This is a genomic window from Pseudomonas sp. QD4, assembly GCF_049199125.1.
In the GTDB taxonomy this organism is placed as follows: Bacteria; Pseudomonadota; Gammaproteobacteria; order Pseudomonadales; family Pseudomonadaceae; genus Aquipseudomonas.
Genome location: NZ_JBLZOM010000002.1, coordinates 210,147 through 225,013, shown reverse-complemented (window position 1 = coordinate 225,013; position 14,867 = coordinate 210,147). Strand labels below are relative to the sequence as shown.

The 14,867-nt window shown below is 62.0% G+C and carries 15 protein-coding genes; 9 read left to right on the top strand and 6 right to left on the bottom strand.

From position 1 onward, the window contains the following. Positions 1–97: 97 nt before the first annotated feature. From ACOZJV_RS11820 to ACOZJV_RS11810, 3 genes are all read right to left on the bottom strand, one after another. A complete protein-coding gene (locus ACOZJV_RS11820) occupies positions 98–736 on the bottom strand; it encodes a LysE family translocator (RefSeq protein ID WP_078471064.1) in 639 nt (212 codons plus the stop codon). Between the two features lies 1 nt (position 737). Next, a complete protein-coding gene (locus ACOZJV_RS11815) occupies positions 738–1,508 on the bottom strand; it encodes a 2OG-Fe(II) oxygenase (protein WP_421547713.1) in 771 nt (256 codons plus the stop codon). Between the two features lie 107 nt (positions 1,509–1,615). Then, complete coding sequence (locus tag ACOZJV_RS11810; protein ID WP_078471066.1) at positions 1,616–2,242, bottom strand: hypothetical protein; 627 nt, start codon at positions 2,240–2,242, stop codon at positions 1,616–1,618. Between the two features lie 90 nt (positions 2,243–2,332). On the opposite strand from ACOZJV_RS11810, the gene ACOZJV_RS11805 reads away from it, so the two are divergent. Next, entirely contained in the window at positions 2,333–3,331 is a 999-nt protein-coding gene (locus tag ACOZJV_RS11805; RefSeq protein ID WP_421547712.1) for a LysR substrate-binding domain-containing protein, read from the top strand. Positions 3,332–3,402: 71 nt separating this feature from the next. Here the strand turns inward: ACOZJV_RS11805 and ACOZJV_RS11800 are convergent, their stop codons facing one another. Together ACOZJV_RS11800 and ACOZJV_RS11795 are read right to left on the bottom strand one after the other, a co-directional pair. Further along, positions 3,403–3,810, bottom strand: a complete 408-nt coding sequence (locus ACOZJV_RS11800; RefSeq protein WP_020300245.1) for a PA2817 family protein — start codon at positions 3,808–3,810, stop codon at positions 3,403–3,405. Between the two features lie 88 nt (positions 3,811–3,898). Then, positions 3,899–6,346, bottom strand: coding sequence for an acyl-CoA dehydrogenase (locus ACOZJV_RS11795; protein ID WP_421547711.1), 2,448 nt, complete (start codon positions 6,344–6,346; stop codon positions 3,899–3,901). Between the two features lie 237 nt (positions 6,347–6,583). On the opposite strand from ACOZJV_RS11795, the gene ACOZJV_RS11790 reads away from it, so the two are divergent. The 4 genes from ACOZJV_RS11790 to ACOZJV_RS11775 all read left to right on the top strand — a co-directional run bounded on the left by ACOZJV_RS11790 (position 6,584) and on the right by ACOZJV_RS11775 (position 9,749). Next, positions 6,584–7,243, top strand: a complete 660-nt coding sequence (locus ACOZJV_RS11790) for a transglutaminase-like domain-containing protein (protein ID WP_421547710.1) — start codon at positions 6,584–6,586, stop codon at positions 7,241–7,243. Between the two features lie 41 nt (positions 7,244–7,284). Further along, positions 7,285–7,908, top strand: a complete 624-nt coding sequence (locus ACOZJV_RS11785) for a glutathione S-transferase family protein (RefSeq protein WP_078471070.1) — start codon at positions 7,285–7,287, stop codon at positions 7,906–7,908. A gap of 132 nt (positions 7,909–8,040) precedes the next feature. Further along, positions 8,041–8,973, top strand: coding sequence for an ABC transporter ATP-binding protein (locus ACOZJV_RS11780; protein ID WP_020300249.1), 933 nt, complete (start codon positions 8,041–8,043; stop codon positions 8,971–8,973). Beyond that, positions 8,970–9,749, top strand: coding sequence for an ABC transporter permease (locus ACOZJV_RS11775; protein WP_020300250.1), 780 nt, complete (start codon positions 8,970–8,972; stop codon positions 9,747–9,749). The genes ACOZJV_RS11780 and ACOZJV_RS11775 overlap by 4 nt, the downstream gene beginning before the upstream one ends. Before the next feature lie 59 nt (positions 9,750–9,808). Here the strand turns inward: ACOZJV_RS11775 and ACOZJV_RS11770 are convergent, their stop codons facing one another. Continuing rightward, the gene (locus ACOZJV_RS11770) at positions 9,809–10,324 is read right to left on the bottom strand and encodes a DUF2062 domain-containing protein (protein WP_078471071.1); all 516 of its coding nucleotides are present in this window, start codon (positions 10,322–10,324) and stop codon (positions 9,809–9,811) included. Between the two features lie 136 nt (positions 10,325–10,460). On the opposite strand from ACOZJV_RS11770, the gene ACOZJV_RS11765 reads away from it, so the two are divergent. From ACOZJV_RS11765 to lpxK, 4 genes are all read left to right on the top strand, one after another. Beyond that, positions 10,461–12,692 (top strand): DNA internalization-related competence protein ComEC/Rec2, encoded by a 2,232-nt coding sequence (locus ACOZJV_RS11765; protein WP_421547709.1) that lies wholly within the window; start codon positions 10,461–10,463, stop codon positions 12,690–12,692. Between the two features lie 102 nt (positions 12,693–12,794). Beyond that, positions 12,795–13,430 carry a MotA/TolQ/ExbB proton channel family protein gene (locus ACOZJV_RS11760; protein WP_020300253.1) on the top strand — a complete coding sequence of 212 codons (636 nt, stop codon included), beginning with the start codon at positions 12,795–12,797 and terminating at the stop codon, positions 13,428–13,430. After that, the gene (locus ACOZJV_RS11755) at positions 13,427–13,855 is read left to right on the top strand and encodes an ExbD/TolR family protein (protein ID WP_078471074.1); all 429 of its coding nucleotides are present in this window, start codon (positions 13,427–13,429) and stop codon (positions 13,853–13,855) included. Before ACOZJV_RS11760 ends, ACOZJV_RS11755 begins: the two co-directional genes overlap by 4 nt. Beyond that, a complete protein-coding gene (gene lpxK / locus ACOZJV_RS11750) occupies positions 13,855–14,865 on the top strand; it encodes a tetraacyldisaccharide 4'-kinase (protein WP_421547708.1) in 1,011 nt (336 codons plus the stop codon). The genes ACOZJV_RS11755 and lpxK overlap by 1 nt, the downstream gene beginning before the upstream one ends. The last annotated feature ends 2 nt before the right edge of the window (positions 14,866–14,867 follow it).

Below are 14,867 nucleotides of genomic sequence, written 5' to 3'. Positions count from 1 at the left end.
ACACTTTTTTGCTGGCGCGCTAAATATTCACCACACGCTAAAAAAAAAACGCCCCGCCGGCAACCTTTGCCGGGGGGCCTTTTTGGTATGCGTGAGGCTACATCGACAGGATCAGGCGCCCGGCGAAAAGAATCAGGATCACCCCCATGCAGCGTTCGAACCAATGCCCCAGGCGCATGAACAACTGGCGCACGCGGGCGCTGGAAAAGAACAGTGCGACGATGATGAACCACAGCGCGTTGACCATGCACATCCACATCCCGTACAGCGCCTGAATCTTCAGGGGCGTGCTGGCGCTGATGACCGTGGTGAAAATCGCCAGGAAAAACAGCGTGGCCTTGGGGTTGGTGGCGTTGGTCAGAAAGCCGGTCATAAAGGCTTTGCCCAGCGTCTGCTGTTGCGCCGGTTCGACGCTATCGTTGCTGCCTTCGACGGCGGTCTTGGGTTTGCTGCGCAACAGGCTGATCCCCAGGTACAGGATGTAGGCCCCGCCGATCACCTTGGCCACCGTCAGCAGCCAGGGCGTGGTGTGCATCAGCGCGCCGACCCCCAGCAGGGTGTACAGCACGTGTACGGAAATACCGGCGCCAATGCCAATGGCGGTGCACAGCCCGACCATTCGCCCGAAACGCACGCTCTGGCGGATGGTCACCGCAAAGTCCGGGCCGGGGGCGACCACGGCCAGGAAGTGGATGGTCGCCAGGGCGAGGAATTCGCCAAGATAGTTGGAAAGCATTTCAACTCCAGAAAGTCAGGGGCGACGAATTGCCGCGGTAGCCGACAAAGAACGACAGGCTCAGGCGCGGCGCAGCGATGCCGGGCGTGACCGAGTGCATGCGTCGCGAATTGAACATGATGAAATCCCCGGGCTCGGGCAGGATTTCCAGGGTCGGCGGGCCGAGCAGGGCAGGGTCGATGCCGTAGCTGTCGCCGCGCATTTCGTCGAACTGGTCGGGGGAAATGTCGTGGTCCCACATCTGCAAGGCGCCCCCGGCGTCGGGCATGTTCAGGTAGACGTTGCAGGCAAACTGCGCTTCCAGGCTGCGGGCCTGAAAGCTCTCCGGCGCGTCCTTGGCTAAGATGTCGTGGTGAGCCAGAAAGCACACGCCGGGTTTGACCACGCGCGACAGGCCGACGTACATCTTGCGTCCGTAGAGGTTCTCCAGGTGGGCGCCGGCGGGCCAGGATTCGTCGAGCATGCAGCGCAGGGTGTCGACGGGGGAGGCGAAGGGCGCGCAGCGATTGCGCAGTTCGGTGATGTTGGAGGTGGCGCGCTCGAAGTAGTCCTCGATCAGCAGCGGCTGGTTTTCCGCTTCGTAGAACGCCATGCCGATGCGCCCGATGCTGGGGGCATTGATATAGCCTTCAAAGCCGGGGGCGAGAATCTTGTCGCCCAGTTCGATCGCCTGGGGCTGGCCCAGGAAGTTTTTCAGCCTCAGGGCGAGCACTTCCTCGTTGGCCAGTTTTTTTATGCACGTTTCATCGAGCCGCTCGACGTCAAGCATCATGTCCTAGATCCCTCTATTAGATAGTCCTGGGGACCGCGCACGCGCAATCCCCCCTTGCTTCAGGCGATGAGTCGCGCGTGATGTCTGCAGCGACATCGCTGAATGAGTCAGTCCACGCTGTAGTGAACCGAGAGCGTGCCCTTCTTGTTGGAAAGGGAAGCGATATTGACTGTGCCCAACTCCTGTAGGCGCTTGACATGAGTGCCGCCGCATCCGTAGGCAGGCAACTCGCCGAAGCCGATTTCCCGCGAGCCTTCGCGTAGGGAAATCAGGCGTGGCAGGTCATTGTCGATCCATTGTTCGAGGGCGTGCTGAATGGTCGCGGTGTCGAAATCCTGAGGGTTTTCCCCGGGTTTGAATGACACCCGACCTTCGCCCGGCCAGTGGTGGGCCTTGGTCGGTATCCAGCCCAGGGTTTCGGCGAAGTGGCCGATCAGGTGGCCGGCCGAGTGCATCCGGGTATTGAATTGGCGTCGCTGGGGGTCGACCTGGATCTGAATCATCCCCGGTTTCACCGGCTGGTCGACGTAATGCACGATGCGCTCCGGTTCCTGGACTACTTTCAGTACCTGGCTTTCGCCGATCCAGCCGGTGTCGCAGGGTTGTCCGCCGCCTTGAGGGTGGAAAAGGGTGGCGCGCAGCACGACCGCAAAGTGGTCCTCGTGAGCGCTGCACTCGAGAACTTCCACGTTGGCCTTGAGTTCATCGCTGTGGAAGAAGAGGCGAAGCGTCATATTCCCGGCTCTTATTAAAATTGAATTTTTAATTATATGAAGGGGCTGATTGCGTGATAATCCATTCAAACATCAAAGGACTGTTGCGTTGTGAGCATAAATCTTCCGCTGCCGCTGCTGGGTGAAATGGCGATTTTCGTCAAAGTCGTGGAGACCGGAAGCTTCTCGGAGGCCTCGCGGCAACTGGGCTCGTCGCCCTCGGCGGTGAGCCGCAGCATCTCCCGTCTGGAAAAGGCCCTGGCCACGCGTTTGCTGCAACGCACCACGCGCAAGCTGCGGTTGAGCGAAGGCGGAGAGGAGGTGTTCAAGCGTTGCAGCGAGATGGTCAGCGCCGCCAAGTCAGTGATGGAGATCAGCGGCCAGTTCACCCACGAGGCCGAAGGATTGGTGCGTATCAGCGTGCCCAAGGCCGTGGGGCGGTTTGTCGTGCACCCCCATATGCCGGAATTTCTGCGCCGTTATCCCAAAGTGGATGTGGAGTTGCTGCTGGAGGATCGCAGCGTCGATCTGATCGACGATAACGTCGACCTGGCGATCCGCATCACCGATCGGCCGCCGGCGGGGCTGGTGGGGCGCCAGTTGTTGACCATCGATCACATCCTCTGCGCGACACCCCATTACCTGGCGCAGCATGGCACTCCCAGCCACCCCCATGACCTGCTCGATCACAGTTGCATCTACCTGGGAGAAACCCCGAGCGACGCCCGCTGGAAATTCAAGAAAGGCTCGAAAGCGGTGACCGTGGGCGTCCGCGGGCGCTACGCCGCCAATCACACCGGTGTGCGCCTGGGCGCGGTGCTGGAACATATCGGCATCGGCAGCCTGCCTTATTTCACCGCGCGCCATGCCCTGGCCCAGGGGCTGATCGTGCAGGTACTGCCGGACTGGACCTTCCACGCCTCCTACCACGGCGGCGCCTGGCTGCTGCATTCACCGACCCGTTATCTGCCGCCCAAGTTGCGGGTGTTTATCGACTACCTGGTGGAGTGCCTGGCCAAGGAGCCGACCTTGAGCAAGCCGGGCAAGCAGGGCGACGCGATGCGGGTTGCGGGTAAATACGAATTGCCCGAGTGCGACGGCCTGCTCTAGGGCGCCGGTTCCAGCATAAAAAAAGGCCCGCCGGGGTTACCGTGCGGGCCTTTTTAGCAAGCGATTCGGGCTCAGTGCTTGCTGTCCTGGGCGGAGAGCGCCAGCAGCTGTTTTTCCTGGTTCCAATCGAACGGCTCGTCATTCTGCTCCGCTTCGAAGCGACGCTCTTCGAGGGCCTGGTACAGGTCGATTTCTTCATCGGGCATGTAGTGCAGGCAGTCACCGGCGAAGAACCACAGCAAATCCCGCGGCACCAGGTGTGCCACTTGTGGATAACGCTGGATGACCTGGCACATCAGGTCCTGGCCCAGGTACTGGCTTTCGATCGGGTCGACCGGCAGCAGGGCACGCAGTTCGTCGAAACGTTCCAGAAACAGGGCGTGGCTTTCTTCGGGAACCTGCTCGGCTTCACCTACCGCGACCAGAATGCTGCGCAGGTGGTCAAGCAGGACAAGATGATCGGCGACGACGTTGGACATGACATAAGTCCTCAAGAGCAAAACGGGCGCGGGAGTATATAGCTCCGGCGCCCGGTTTCATAATCGCCCCGCTGCGAGGCGATCTGGCCTAGCGGATTTTCCCCTCGCTCAAGGTCAACTCTTCCTTGGCGAAATCATCCACATCAATCACGCGGCGGCGCGCAGCTTCTGCATCACGCAGGGTCTGGGCTTCCCCAGGCTGCAGGACGCCGGCTTGCAGCGCGGCGTCGATGGCATGTTCACCCGCGGCAGGTTTGACCTGGCCGCTTTTGAGCGCCTCGTGGAGTTTTTTCTGCAGCGGATGGCTGGCGCCCAGCAAGTCATAGGCGTGTTGCAGGGCACCCACCGGGTCGTCGCTCGATTGCGGGCGATAACAGCCGGCAAGCACCGCCTCCAGCGCCGGGTCACCTTTGGCCCGACCCAGGATGGCCGCGACTTCAGCGTCCAGCGTGTCCGAAGGCCCGGTGTGACGACGGCCAAAGGGAAATACCACCACTCGCAACAGGCAGCCGAGAATCCGGCTCGGGAAGTTGCTCAGCAGTTCATCCAGTGCGCGCTCGGAATGCCCCAGGCTTTCCTCCATGGCCCAGGCGAACAGCGGCTGCAGGTATTCCGGCGAGTCGAGATCGTGATACCGCTTGAGCGCCGCCGAGGCCAGGTACATATGGCTGAGCACGTCGCCCAGGCGCGCCGAGAGGCGTTCACGACGCTTCAATTCGCCACCCAGCAGCATCATGCTCAGGTCGGCCAGCATGGCAAACGCCGCTGCCTGCCGGTTGAGGGCGCGGAAATAGCCCTGGCTGAGCTTGTCGCCGGGGGCCTGTTCGAGGTGCCCGAAGCCGAGGTTCAGGACCAGGGTGCTGGCGGCGTTGCTCACCGCAAACCCAATGTGGTCAAGCAGCAGGCCATCGAATTCGCGCAGGGCCTGATCCTTGTCTTCACGCCCGGCCAGGGCCATTTCCTTGAGCACGAACGGATGGCAGCGAATTGCTCCCTGGCCAAAGATCATCAGGTTGCGCGACAGGATATTCGCGCCTTCCACGGTGATGAAGATCGGTGCGCCCTGCCAGCTGCGGCCCAGGTAGTTGTTCGGGCCCATGATGATGCCCTTGCCGCCGTGCACATCCATGGCGTGGCTGATGCATTCGCGGCCGCGTTCGGTCAGGTGGTACTTGAGGATGGCCGAGAGCACCGAGGGTTTTTCCCCGAGGTCGACGGCATTGGCGGTCAGCATGCGCGCGCTGTCCATCAGCCAGGCGTTGCCGCCGATGCGCGCCAGGGCTTCCTGGATACCTTCGAAGGCGGCCAGGGGCACATTGAACTGCTCACGCACCTGGGCGTACTGGCCGGTCACCAGGCTGGTGAACTTGGCCGCGCCGGTGCCCACCGCCGGCAGGGAGATGGAGCGCCCGACCGACAGGCAGTTCATCAGCATCATCCAGCCCTTGCCGAGCATTTCCTGGCCGCCGATCAGGAATTCGAGGGGGATGAACACATCCTTGCCCGAGTTCGGGCCATTCATGAACGCCGCGCCCAGAGGCAGGTGGCGCCGGCCGATGTCGACACCCGGGGTTTCGGTCGGGATCAATGCCAGGCTGATGCCCAGGTCTTCCTTGTCGCCCAGCAGATGGTCCGGGTCATAGGCCTTGAAGGCCAGGCCAAGCAACGTGGCGACCGGGCCGAGGGTGATGTAGCGCTTTTCCCAGTTCAGACGCAGGCCGAGGGTTTCCTCGCCTTGCCATTGTCCTTTGCAGATCACCCCGGTATCGGGCATCGCACCGGCGTCGGAGCCGGCCAACGGGCCGGTCAGGGCGAAGCAGGGAATATCGTCGCCACGGGCCAGCCGCGGCAGGTAGTGGTTGCGTTGCTCGTCGGTGCCGTAGTGCAGCAGCAATTCGGCCGGGCCGAGGGAGTTGGGGACCATCACGGTGGAGGCGAGGTCGCCACTGCGGGTCGCCAGCTTCATCGCCACTTGCGAGTGGGCGTAGGCGGAAAAGCCCTTGCCGCCGTACTCCTTGGGAATGATCAGGGCAAAGAAGCCATGTTGCTTGATGTGGTCCCAGGCTTCAGGCGGCAGGTCCATGGATTGGCCGATCTGCCAATCGCTGACCATGGCGCAGAGCTCTTCGGTCGGGCCATCGATAAAGGCCTGTTCCTCTTCGCTCAGCTGGGCTTTGGGGTAGGCCAGCAGGGTGTCCCAATTCGGCCGCCCGCTGAACAATTCGCCGTCCCACCAGACGGTGCCGGCATCGATGGCGTCGCGTTCGGTCTGCGACATCGGTGGCAATACTTTTTGAAACCAATTGAACAGCGGCGCGCTGAAATGCTTGCGCCGCAGGTCAGGCAGCAGCAACGGCGCGGCAACGGCCGCCAGCAGCACCCAGAAAATCAGCAGCAGCCAGCCTAGCGCGTGGCTGAATGCGCCCATGGCCAACAGGTAAACGGCGACCACACCCAGGGCGGGCAGGGGGGCGATGCGCCGGTGTGCCAGATAGGCAATACCGACCACCAGAACCAGTATCCACAACAACAGCATATTTAATCCTCCGTGAAACCAGGGGCAAAATCACCCTCAGAGCTTAGTCGGCATCCGATAAAACGGGTGATCAGCGCGGTACCTTTGAATCGGTAAGAAATAGCCGACAGACAACGTCAGGCGGGTTCTTGAGTGGGGTGCAGCACACAGCGCCAGGCACTGATAATTGGCCGAAACGTCGTTATCTCTGGGCCGGATGCCTGGTTAGACTCCAGGTTTGCGCCGGAGACCAGCCTCATGCATCAGTACCTGAGCCCCAGCCGCTTCATCGATAGTGACCACCCAGCGGTGGTGGAGTTCGCCGAAACTCATCGAGGTTCCAGTCGTGACCCTCGACAGCAGGCGATAAGCCTCTACTACGCGGTTCGCGAAGCGGTGCGCTACAACCCCTACACCTTCAGTCTCGATCCCCAGACCCTGTGCGGCAGCTACGCGTTGCAGGCTGGCGAAAGCTACTGCGTGCCCAAGGCCACCCTGCTTGCCGGTTGTGCCCGGCAGTGCGCGATACCGGCGCGGATCGGCCTGGCCGACGTGCGCAATCATCTGTCGACTCCGCGCCTGCTGGCGTTGCTGCGCAGCGATGTGTTTGCCATGCACGGCTATACCGAGCTGTACCTGGAAGGCCGTTGGGTCAAGGCCACGCCTGCCTTCAACGAAGGTTTGTGCACCCTGTTCGATGTGGCGCCGCTGGAGTTCGACGGGGTGCACGACAGCGTGTTCCACCCGTTCAACCGTCAGGGCGCGCCGCTGATGGAGTATCTGGTGGACCACGGCCAGTTCCCCGATGTGCCCGAGACCTTCTTCTTTGCCCACCTGGAAAAATGCTATCCCCACCTGTTTGGCGAGCAGCAACCCCAGCTGTTGGGGGACATGCAGAGTGATTTGAGTCGCGGCTGATCCGGCGTAGACTGCTGCGCACTCACTATTTAGGAGCGGTCATGCTGAAGATCTGGGGTCGGAAAAACTCATCGAACGTCAGGAAGGCACTGTGGTGCGCCGAGGAACTGGGGCTGAGCTACCAGGCCTTGGATGCCGGAGGCGCCTTTGGTGTGGTCGATACGCCTGAATACCGGGCGATGAATCCCAACGGGCGGATTCCGTTGATCGAGGACGACGGTTTCGTGCTCTGGGAATCCAACACTATCGTGCGCTACCTGGCCGCGCGCCACGCCGCCGATTCGTCCTGGTACCCCGCTGATCCCCAGGCCCGAGCCAGCGCCGAGAAGTGGATGGACTGGACCACCTCGACCTTTGCCGAACCGTTCCGGCATCTGTTCTGGGGCGTGTTGCGCACTCCTGCGGCGGAGCAGGACTGGGTCAAGATCAACGCTGCGCTGAAAACTTGCGGTGATCTGTTGCAGGTGGTCGATCAGGCACTGGCGCAGCATCCGTACCTGTCCGGCGAGGAAATCGGTGTCGGCGATATTCCCCTCGGCAGCTTTATTTATGCCTGGTTCGAGATGCCCGTCGAGCGGCCGCAGATGCCCAATCTAGAGGCCTGGTATCAACGTTTGAAGGCGCGCCCTGCGTATCGCCTGGCGGTCATGACCGCGTTGACTTAATACTGACTATCACTACGCGTGACTGTACTTGTGCGGCGTCGCCAAGCAACATTGCCGGGTTCGACGCCGTTGTAATTGCAACGGTGCGCCCTTATTTATTCTCTTTCCCCCTTCTTGGTGCATGAATCCGATATGAGTTCCGCTCTGTCCATCCGGCAGTTAACCAAAACCTACGGCAACGGTTTCCAGGCCCTGAGTGGTATCGATCTGGACGTCGCCGAAGGTGACTTTTTTGCCTTGCTCGGCCCCAACGGTGCCGGTAAATCCACCACCATCGGCATCCTCTCGACCCTGGTGAACAAGACCAGCGGTACGGTGAACATCTTCGGCCACGACCTGGATCGTCAACCGGCCGCGCTCAAGCGCTGCATTGGCGTGGTGCCGCAGGAATTCAACTTCAACCAGTTCGAAAAGACCTTCGACATCGTCGTGACCCAGGCGGGCTACTACGGCATCCCGGCGAAAATCGCCAAGGAGCGCGCCGAGCAGTACCTGACCCAGCTTGGCCTGTGGGACAAGCGCGATGTGCCCTCACGCTCGCTGTCCGGTGGGATGAAGCGGCGCCTGATGATCGCCCGGGCCCTGGTGCACGAACCGCGTCTGTTGATTCTCGACGAACCGACGGCTGGCGTGGACATCGAGCTGCGGCGTTCGATGTGGACCTTCCTCACCGAACTGAACCAGAAAGGCATCACCATCATCCTCACCACCCATTACCTGGAGGAGGCTGAACAGCTGTGCCGCAACATCGGCATCATCGACCACGGCACCATCGTCGAGAACACCAGCATGCGTAACCTGCTGGGTCAGCTGCATGTGGAAACCTTCCTGCTCGATCTGAAAAACGACATGCAGGTGGCGCCGCAACTGATCGGTTACCCGAACCGTCTGGTCGACAGCCACACCCTCGAAGTGCAGGTCGACAAAGCCGTGGGCATCACTGCGTTGTTCGGGCAGTTGGCATTGCAGAACATCGAAGTCCTGAGCCTGCGTAATAAAACCAATCGCCTTGAGGAGTTGTTCGTGTCCCTGGTGGAGAAAAACTTGTCGAAGGTGGCGGTATGAGTTCCGAGCTGCAGCCCAACCTTGTCGCGCTCAACACCATTGTCTACCGCGAGGTGCGGCGGTTTACCCGGATCTGGCCCCAAACCCTGCTGCCGCCGGCGATCACCATGGTTCTGTACTTCGTGATCTTCGGCAATCTGATCGGTCGGCAAATCGGCGATATGGGTGGTTTCACCTATATGGAGTACATCGTGCCGGGGCTGATCATGATGTCGGTGATCACCAACTCCTACGGCAACGTGGTGTCGAGTTTCTTCGGCAGCAAGTTTCAGCGCTCCATCGAGGAGCTGATGGTATCGCCGGTGTCGCCGCACACCATTCTGATCGGCTACACCCTGGGCGGCGTGCTGCGCGGGTTGATGGTCGGGGTGATCGTGACCTTGCTCTCGCTGTTCTTCACCCATTTGCAGGTGCATCACTTGGGCCTGACGATTCTGGTGGTGGTGCTGACGGCGACGATCTTCTCCCTGCTGGGCTTTATCAACGCCGTTTTTGCGCGCAACTTCGACGATATATCGATTATCCCGACCTTCGTCCTGACGCCACTGACGTACCTGGGCGGGGTGTTCTACTCCATTACCCTGCTGCCGCCGTTCTGGCAGACCGTATCCCTGGCCAACCCGGTGCTGCACATGGTCAATGCCTTCCGGTACGGCATCCTGGGTGTCTCGGACATCAAGATCAGCGTGGCCATCACCTTTATGCTGGTGGCGACCGTGGTCCTGTACATCGGGTGCGCGCGGTTGCTGGTCAGCGGGCGCGGCATGCGCCAGTAGGCGTCATGGCCACGACCGTTGCATGAAAAAGGCCTCCCATGTGGAGGCCTTTTTGCATTTCAGGAGCGGCTGCGCTTGCGGCGCTTCCATTGTCGAGCCACCCACCAGCGCCAATAGAGCATCGTCAGGCAATAGGCGAGGGCGCCAAGCACCACGCCGGCCACCACCGAACCCAGCAGGAATGGTTGCCACAGGGTCGAGAGCTGGCTGCTGATCCATTCCCAGGTCAGCTCATCGGGCAAGCTGCGAGGCGGTACATTCATCAGCCAGGCGCCGAGCTGGTAAGTGCAGAAGAACACGGGAGGCATGGTGATGGGGTTGGTCAGCCACACCAGGCTGACTGCAATCGGCATATTGCCGCGCACCGTCACCGCGAGCACGGCGGCGAGCAGCATCTGCATCGGTATCGGGATAAAGGCCGCGAACAGACCCACCGCCATGGCTCGGGCCACCGAGTGCCGGTTCAGGTGCCAGAGGTTCGGGTCATGCAGCAGGGTGCCTAGAAAGCGTAAGGATTTGTGTTCCCTGATGCTGCTCGGATCGGGCATGTAACGTCTGATTAAGCGCCGGGGCATAAGGCTTCTCGGTCGGTTCGAGGGGCAAGTATGCCCGGATTATACGAGGCGCCCATTCAGACTTTGTGACAAATGATATAGCGGTGGCGGCCGCCGCTGAGCTAAGCCAGGAGAGGGGATTCTCAAGGACTGGCTTATGCGCACAGGGATGTTGGCGCTGGCTACGGGGCTGCTGACGCTGCGTTTTCTGCCGCAGTTGCCGCCTGGCTGGCTGTTGTGGCCGATGCCGTTACTGGCATTGATGCTGTTGCCGTTTCGCAGTTATCCGCTGGCTTTTTGGCTGCTTGGCTTCAGTTGGGCCTGCATCAGCGCGCAGTGGGCGTTGAATGACCGTCTGTCGCTTGAGCTCGACGGCCAGACCCGCTGGCTTGAAGGGCGGGTCAGCGGCTTGCCGCAGCAGGTGGACGGCGTGGTGCGTTTTGAGTTGGAAGAGGCTCGCTCCAGGCGTGGGCGCTTGCCGCAGCGTCTGCGCCTTGCCTGGTATGGCGGGCCGCCGATTCATGCCGGCCAGCGCTGGCGGCTGGCGGTCAAACTCAAGCGTCCGGTGGGGCTGCTCAATGTGCAAGGCTTTGACTATGAGGCGTGGTTATTTGCCCAGCGCATCGGTGCCACCGGCACGGTCAAGGACGGCCAGTTACTGCGCTCCGCCCGCGCGCCCTGGCGTGATGACCTGCGCCGGCGTCTGCTGGAAGTCGATGCCCAAGGTCGCGAAGGCGGCCTGGTGGCCCTGGTGCTGGGCGACGGATCAGGGCTGACGAGGGAGGACTGGCGGGTGCTGCAGGACACCGGCACCGTGCACTTGATGGTGATTTCCGGGCAGCACATCAGCCTCCTGGCCGGGGTGATCTACGCCGCGGTTGCAGGGCTGGCACGCTACGGGCTGTGGCCACGACGCGTGCCCTGGTTGCCGTGTGCCTGTGCGCTGGCTTTTGCCGCTGCGCTGGGTTACGGGCTGTTGGCGGGGTTCGATGTGCCGGTGCAGCGCGCTTGCGTGATGGTCGGCCTGGTATTGCTCTGGCGCCTGCGCTTTCGCCATCTGGGGGCCTGGTGGCCGCTGCTACTGGCATTGAATGCGCTGTTGTTGTGGGAGCCGCTGGCCAGCCTGCAGCCGGGATTCTGGTTGTCTTTTGCCGCGGTGGCGGTGCTGATCTTCACCTTTGGCGGGCGATTGGGGGCGTGGCGCTGGTGGCAGGCCTGGACCCGTGCCCAATGGCTGATTGCCATCGGCCTGTGCCCCGTGTTGCTGGCGTTGGGGCTGCCTATCAGTCTCAGCGGCCCCTTGGCCAACTTGCTGGCGGTGCCCTGGGTCAGCCTGGTGGTGTTGCCGCTGGCCCTGCTCGGGACCTTGCTGCTGCCGCTGCCGCCTGTGGGCGAAGGGTTGCTGTGGTTGGCCGGTGGATTACTCGACGGCTTGTTCTGGGCCCTGGCACTGGTGGCCGGCTATTGGCCGGCCTGGGTCGCACCGCTGATTCCGTTCTGGGCCTGGGTGATCAGCACCTTGGGCGCACTGTTGCTTTTATTGCCCAAGGGCCTGCCGATGCGCCTGCTGGGTTGGCCGATGTTGCTGCTGGCGGTGTATCCGCCGGGCAACCGGGTGCCCGAAGGACAGGTCGAAGTCTGGCAACTGGATGTCGGACAGGGCCTGGCGGTTATTCTGCGCACCCGCGATCACGCGATGTTGTACGACGCCGGCCAGCGCTTTGGCGACTTCGACCTGGGCGAACGCGTGGTGTTGCCGGCCCTGGGGCAACTGGCGATCCGGCGCCTGGATCTGTTGTTGCTCAGTCATGCCGATGCCGACCACGCGGGCGGAGCCTTGGCAGTTCAGCGCGGCTTGCCCGTGGCTGAGGTCGTCAGTGGTGAGCCGGGTGCCTTGCCCGCCGGCTTGCAGGCCGGTCCTTGCGAAAGCGGACGCGGTTGGCAGTGGAATGGGGTGAACTTCAGGCTCTGGCAGGCACTCGACGGGGCGACCGGCAACCAGCGTTCCTGTGTGCTGCAAGTCGAGGCCAATGGCGAGCGCCTGTTGCTGACGGGAGATATCGACACCTGGGCCGAAGCCCGATTGCTCGCAGGGCCATTGGCGGTCGCCACCGACTGGTTGCAGGCGCCGCACCATGGCAGTCGCAGTTCGTCATCCATGGCCTTGTTGCAGCAGTTGTCACCGGAGGCGGTGCTGATTTCCCGGGGCCACGGCAACAGTTTTGGCCACCCGCACCCCGAGGTGCTGGAGCGTTATCGGCGGCTCGGAAGCGAGGTGTACGACAGCGCGCGCCACGGCGCCCTGAGGCTGCAATTGGGCACTTTCAGCGCGCCGCAGGTGATGCGCGCGCAACCCAGGTTTTGGCGCCAGGCGTCAGCATCTCCTTAAATAGCCGTGAGTTATTAAAGCGTCGGAGGATGCGACATCACGGTCTTCGGTGCGCCCGGACCCTATGTTAGAGTGGCGCACTTTTTCGAGGGGGCTGTCACTGTGTGGGAATTGGTCAAATCCGGCGGCTGGATGATGTTGCCGATCATTCTGAGTTCCATCGCCGCTGTCGGCATCATCGCCGAGCGTTTGTGGACCCTGCGCGCCAGCCGTGTCACTCCGCCCCATTTGCTGGGTCAGGTATGGCGCTGGATCAAGGACAAACAACTCAATAAAGACAAGCTCAAGGAGCTGCGTGCCGATTCGCCCCTGGGGGAAATCCTCGCGGCGGGCCTGGCCAACTCCAAGCATGGTCGCGAGATCATGAAGGAATGCATCGAAGAGGCAGCGGCCCGGGTCATTCATGAACTGGAGCGCTACCTCAACGCCCTCGGCACCATCGCCGCCATGGCCCCATTGCTTGGGTTGCTGGGGACGGTACTGGGCATGATCGATATCTTCAGCTCGTTCATGGGCTCGGGCATGACCACCAACGCCGCGGTGCTGGCGGGTGGTATCTCCAAGGCGCTGATTACTACAGCGGCCGGTTTGATGGTGGGTATCCCTGCGGTGTTCTTCCACCGTTTCCTGCAACGCCGGGTCGATGAACTGGTCGTGGGCATGGAGCAGGAAGCGATCAAGCTGGTCGAAGTGGTACAGGGCGACCGTGACGTCGACATGGTCGAGGGCAAAGCGTGAAATTCCGCCGCAAACCTCGGGAAACCGTCGATATCAACCTCGCGTCATTGATCGACGTGGTGTTTATCCTGTTGCTGTTTTTCGTCGTCACCACCACGTTCACCCGCGAAACCCAATTGCGTGTCGACCTGCCCGAGGCCGTCAGCGGTTCGCCCGCTGAAGACCAGCAGATCAAGCAACTGGATATCGCCATCAGTGCCGATGGGGTGTTTTCGGTAAACAACCAATTGCTGCCGAAAAACGACCTGGCCGGCCTGATCGATGCCTTGCAGAAGGAGTCGGGGGGTGACACCAATATGCCGCTGTCCATCAGTGCGGATGGCAAGACCCAGCACCAGGCGGTCATCACAGCCATGGACGCCGCCGGCAAGCTCGGTTTCAGCCATTTGCGCATGACCACCGTCGAGGCGGCACCGGCACCCTGATGGCACTTTCTGATCGCTTGCTCGCCGCCTGGTACAACGGCCATCCCGCGTTGAAGCTGCTGCAGCCCCTGGAATGGCTGTATCGACGGGTGGTGGTGCGCAAGCGCGAGCGCTTTCTGGCGGGAGAGGGGGCTGTCTACCAGCCGCCGGTGCCGTTGATCGTGGTCGGCAATATCACCGTTGGCGGCACCGGCAAGACGCCGCTGATCTTGTGGATGATTGAACACTGCCAGCGCAGCGGTTTGCGGGTTGGCGTGGTCAGCCGAGGGTATGGCGCCAAGCCGCCACAACTGCCCTGGCGCGTCACGCCCGAGCAAAGCGCGCAGGTCGCCGGTGACGAGCCGTTGCTGATTGTCCAGCGCAGCGGCGTGCCGTTGATGATCGATCCGGATCGCAGCCGTGCCGTGCAAGCGCTGTTCGCCGCCGAACCTCTGGACCTGATTCTTTCCGACGACGGCATGCAGCATTACCGCATGGCCCGTGACCTGGAGCTGGTACTGATCGACGCCGCCCGGGGCCTGGGCAATCGCCGCTGCCTGCCTGCCGGCCCCCTGCGTGAACCGGTGGAGCGTCTGCAAAGCGTCGATGCCGTGCTTTATAACGGCGCCGGTGATGATCGCGAGGATGGCTTTGCCTTTCGCCTGGAGCCCACGGCGCTGGTCAACCTGCTGACTGGCGAGCGCCGTGGGCTCGAGCATTTTGCGCCAGGCCAGGGGGTGCATGCGGTGGCGGGTATCGGCAACCCGCAACGTTTCTTCACTACCCTTGAAACGCTACACTGGCGACCCGTCCCCCATGCTTTTGCCGACCACGCCGAATACAGTGCCCAGGCCTTGAGTTTCACGCCGTCGCTGCCCGTGGTCATGACCGAAAAGGACGCGGTGAAGTGCCGCACTTTTGCGGCGGCCGACTGGTGGTACCTGGCGGTGGATGCGGTGCCGTCGCCGGCCTTCGTGGCCTGGTTCGATACCCAACTGATGCGCCTGTTGCCTGCTCGTCTTTTGCCTTAACG

Coding starts and splice junctions, on each gene's coding strand:
- ACOZJV_RS11820 (WP_078471064.1), bottom strand. CDS start 736: ATGCTTTCCAACTATCTTGGCGAATTCCTCGCCCTGGCGACCATCCAC.
- ACOZJV_RS11815 (WP_421547713.1), bottom strand. CDS start 1,508: ATGATGCTTGACGTCGAGCGGCTCGATGAAACGTGCATAAAAAAACTG.
- ACOZJV_RS11810 (WP_078471066.1), bottom strand. CDS start 2,242: ATGACGCTTCGCCTCTTCTTCCACAGCGATGAACTCAAGGCCAACGTG.
- ACOZJV_RS11800 (WP_020300245.1), bottom strand. CDS start 3,810: ATGTCCAACGTCGTCGCCGATCATCTTGTCCTGCTTGACCACCTGCGC.
- ACOZJV_RS11795 (WP_421547711.1), bottom strand. CDS start 6,346: ATGCTGTTGTTGTGGATACTGGTTCTGGTGGTCGGTATTGCCTATCTG.
- ACOZJV_RS11790 (WP_421547710.1), top strand. CDS start 6,584: ATGCATCAGTACCTGAGCCCCAGCCGCTTCATCGATAGTGACCACCCA.
- ACOZJV_RS11785 (WP_078471070.1), top strand. CDS start 7,285: ATGCTGAAGATCTGGGGTCGGAAAAACTCATCGAACGTCAGGAAGGCA.
- ACOZJV_RS11780 (WP_020300249.1), top strand. CDS start 8,041: ATGAGTTCCGCTCTGTCCATCCGGCAGTTAACCAAAACCTACGGCAAC.
- ACOZJV_RS11775 (WP_020300250.1), top strand. CDS start 8,970: ATGAGTTCCGAGCTGCAGCCCAACCTTGTCGCGCTCAACACCATTGTC.
- ACOZJV_RS11770 (WP_078471071.1), bottom strand. CDS start 10,324: ATGCCCCGGCGCTTAATCAGACGTTACATGCCCGATCCGAGCAGCATC.
- ACOZJV_RS11765 (WP_421547709.1), top strand. CDS start 10,461: ATGCGCACAGGGATGTTGGCGCTGGCTACGGGGCTGCTGACGCTGCGT.
- lpxK (WP_421547708.1), top strand. CDS start 13,855: ATGGCACTTTCTGATCGCTTGCTCGCCGCCTGGTACAACGGCCATCCC.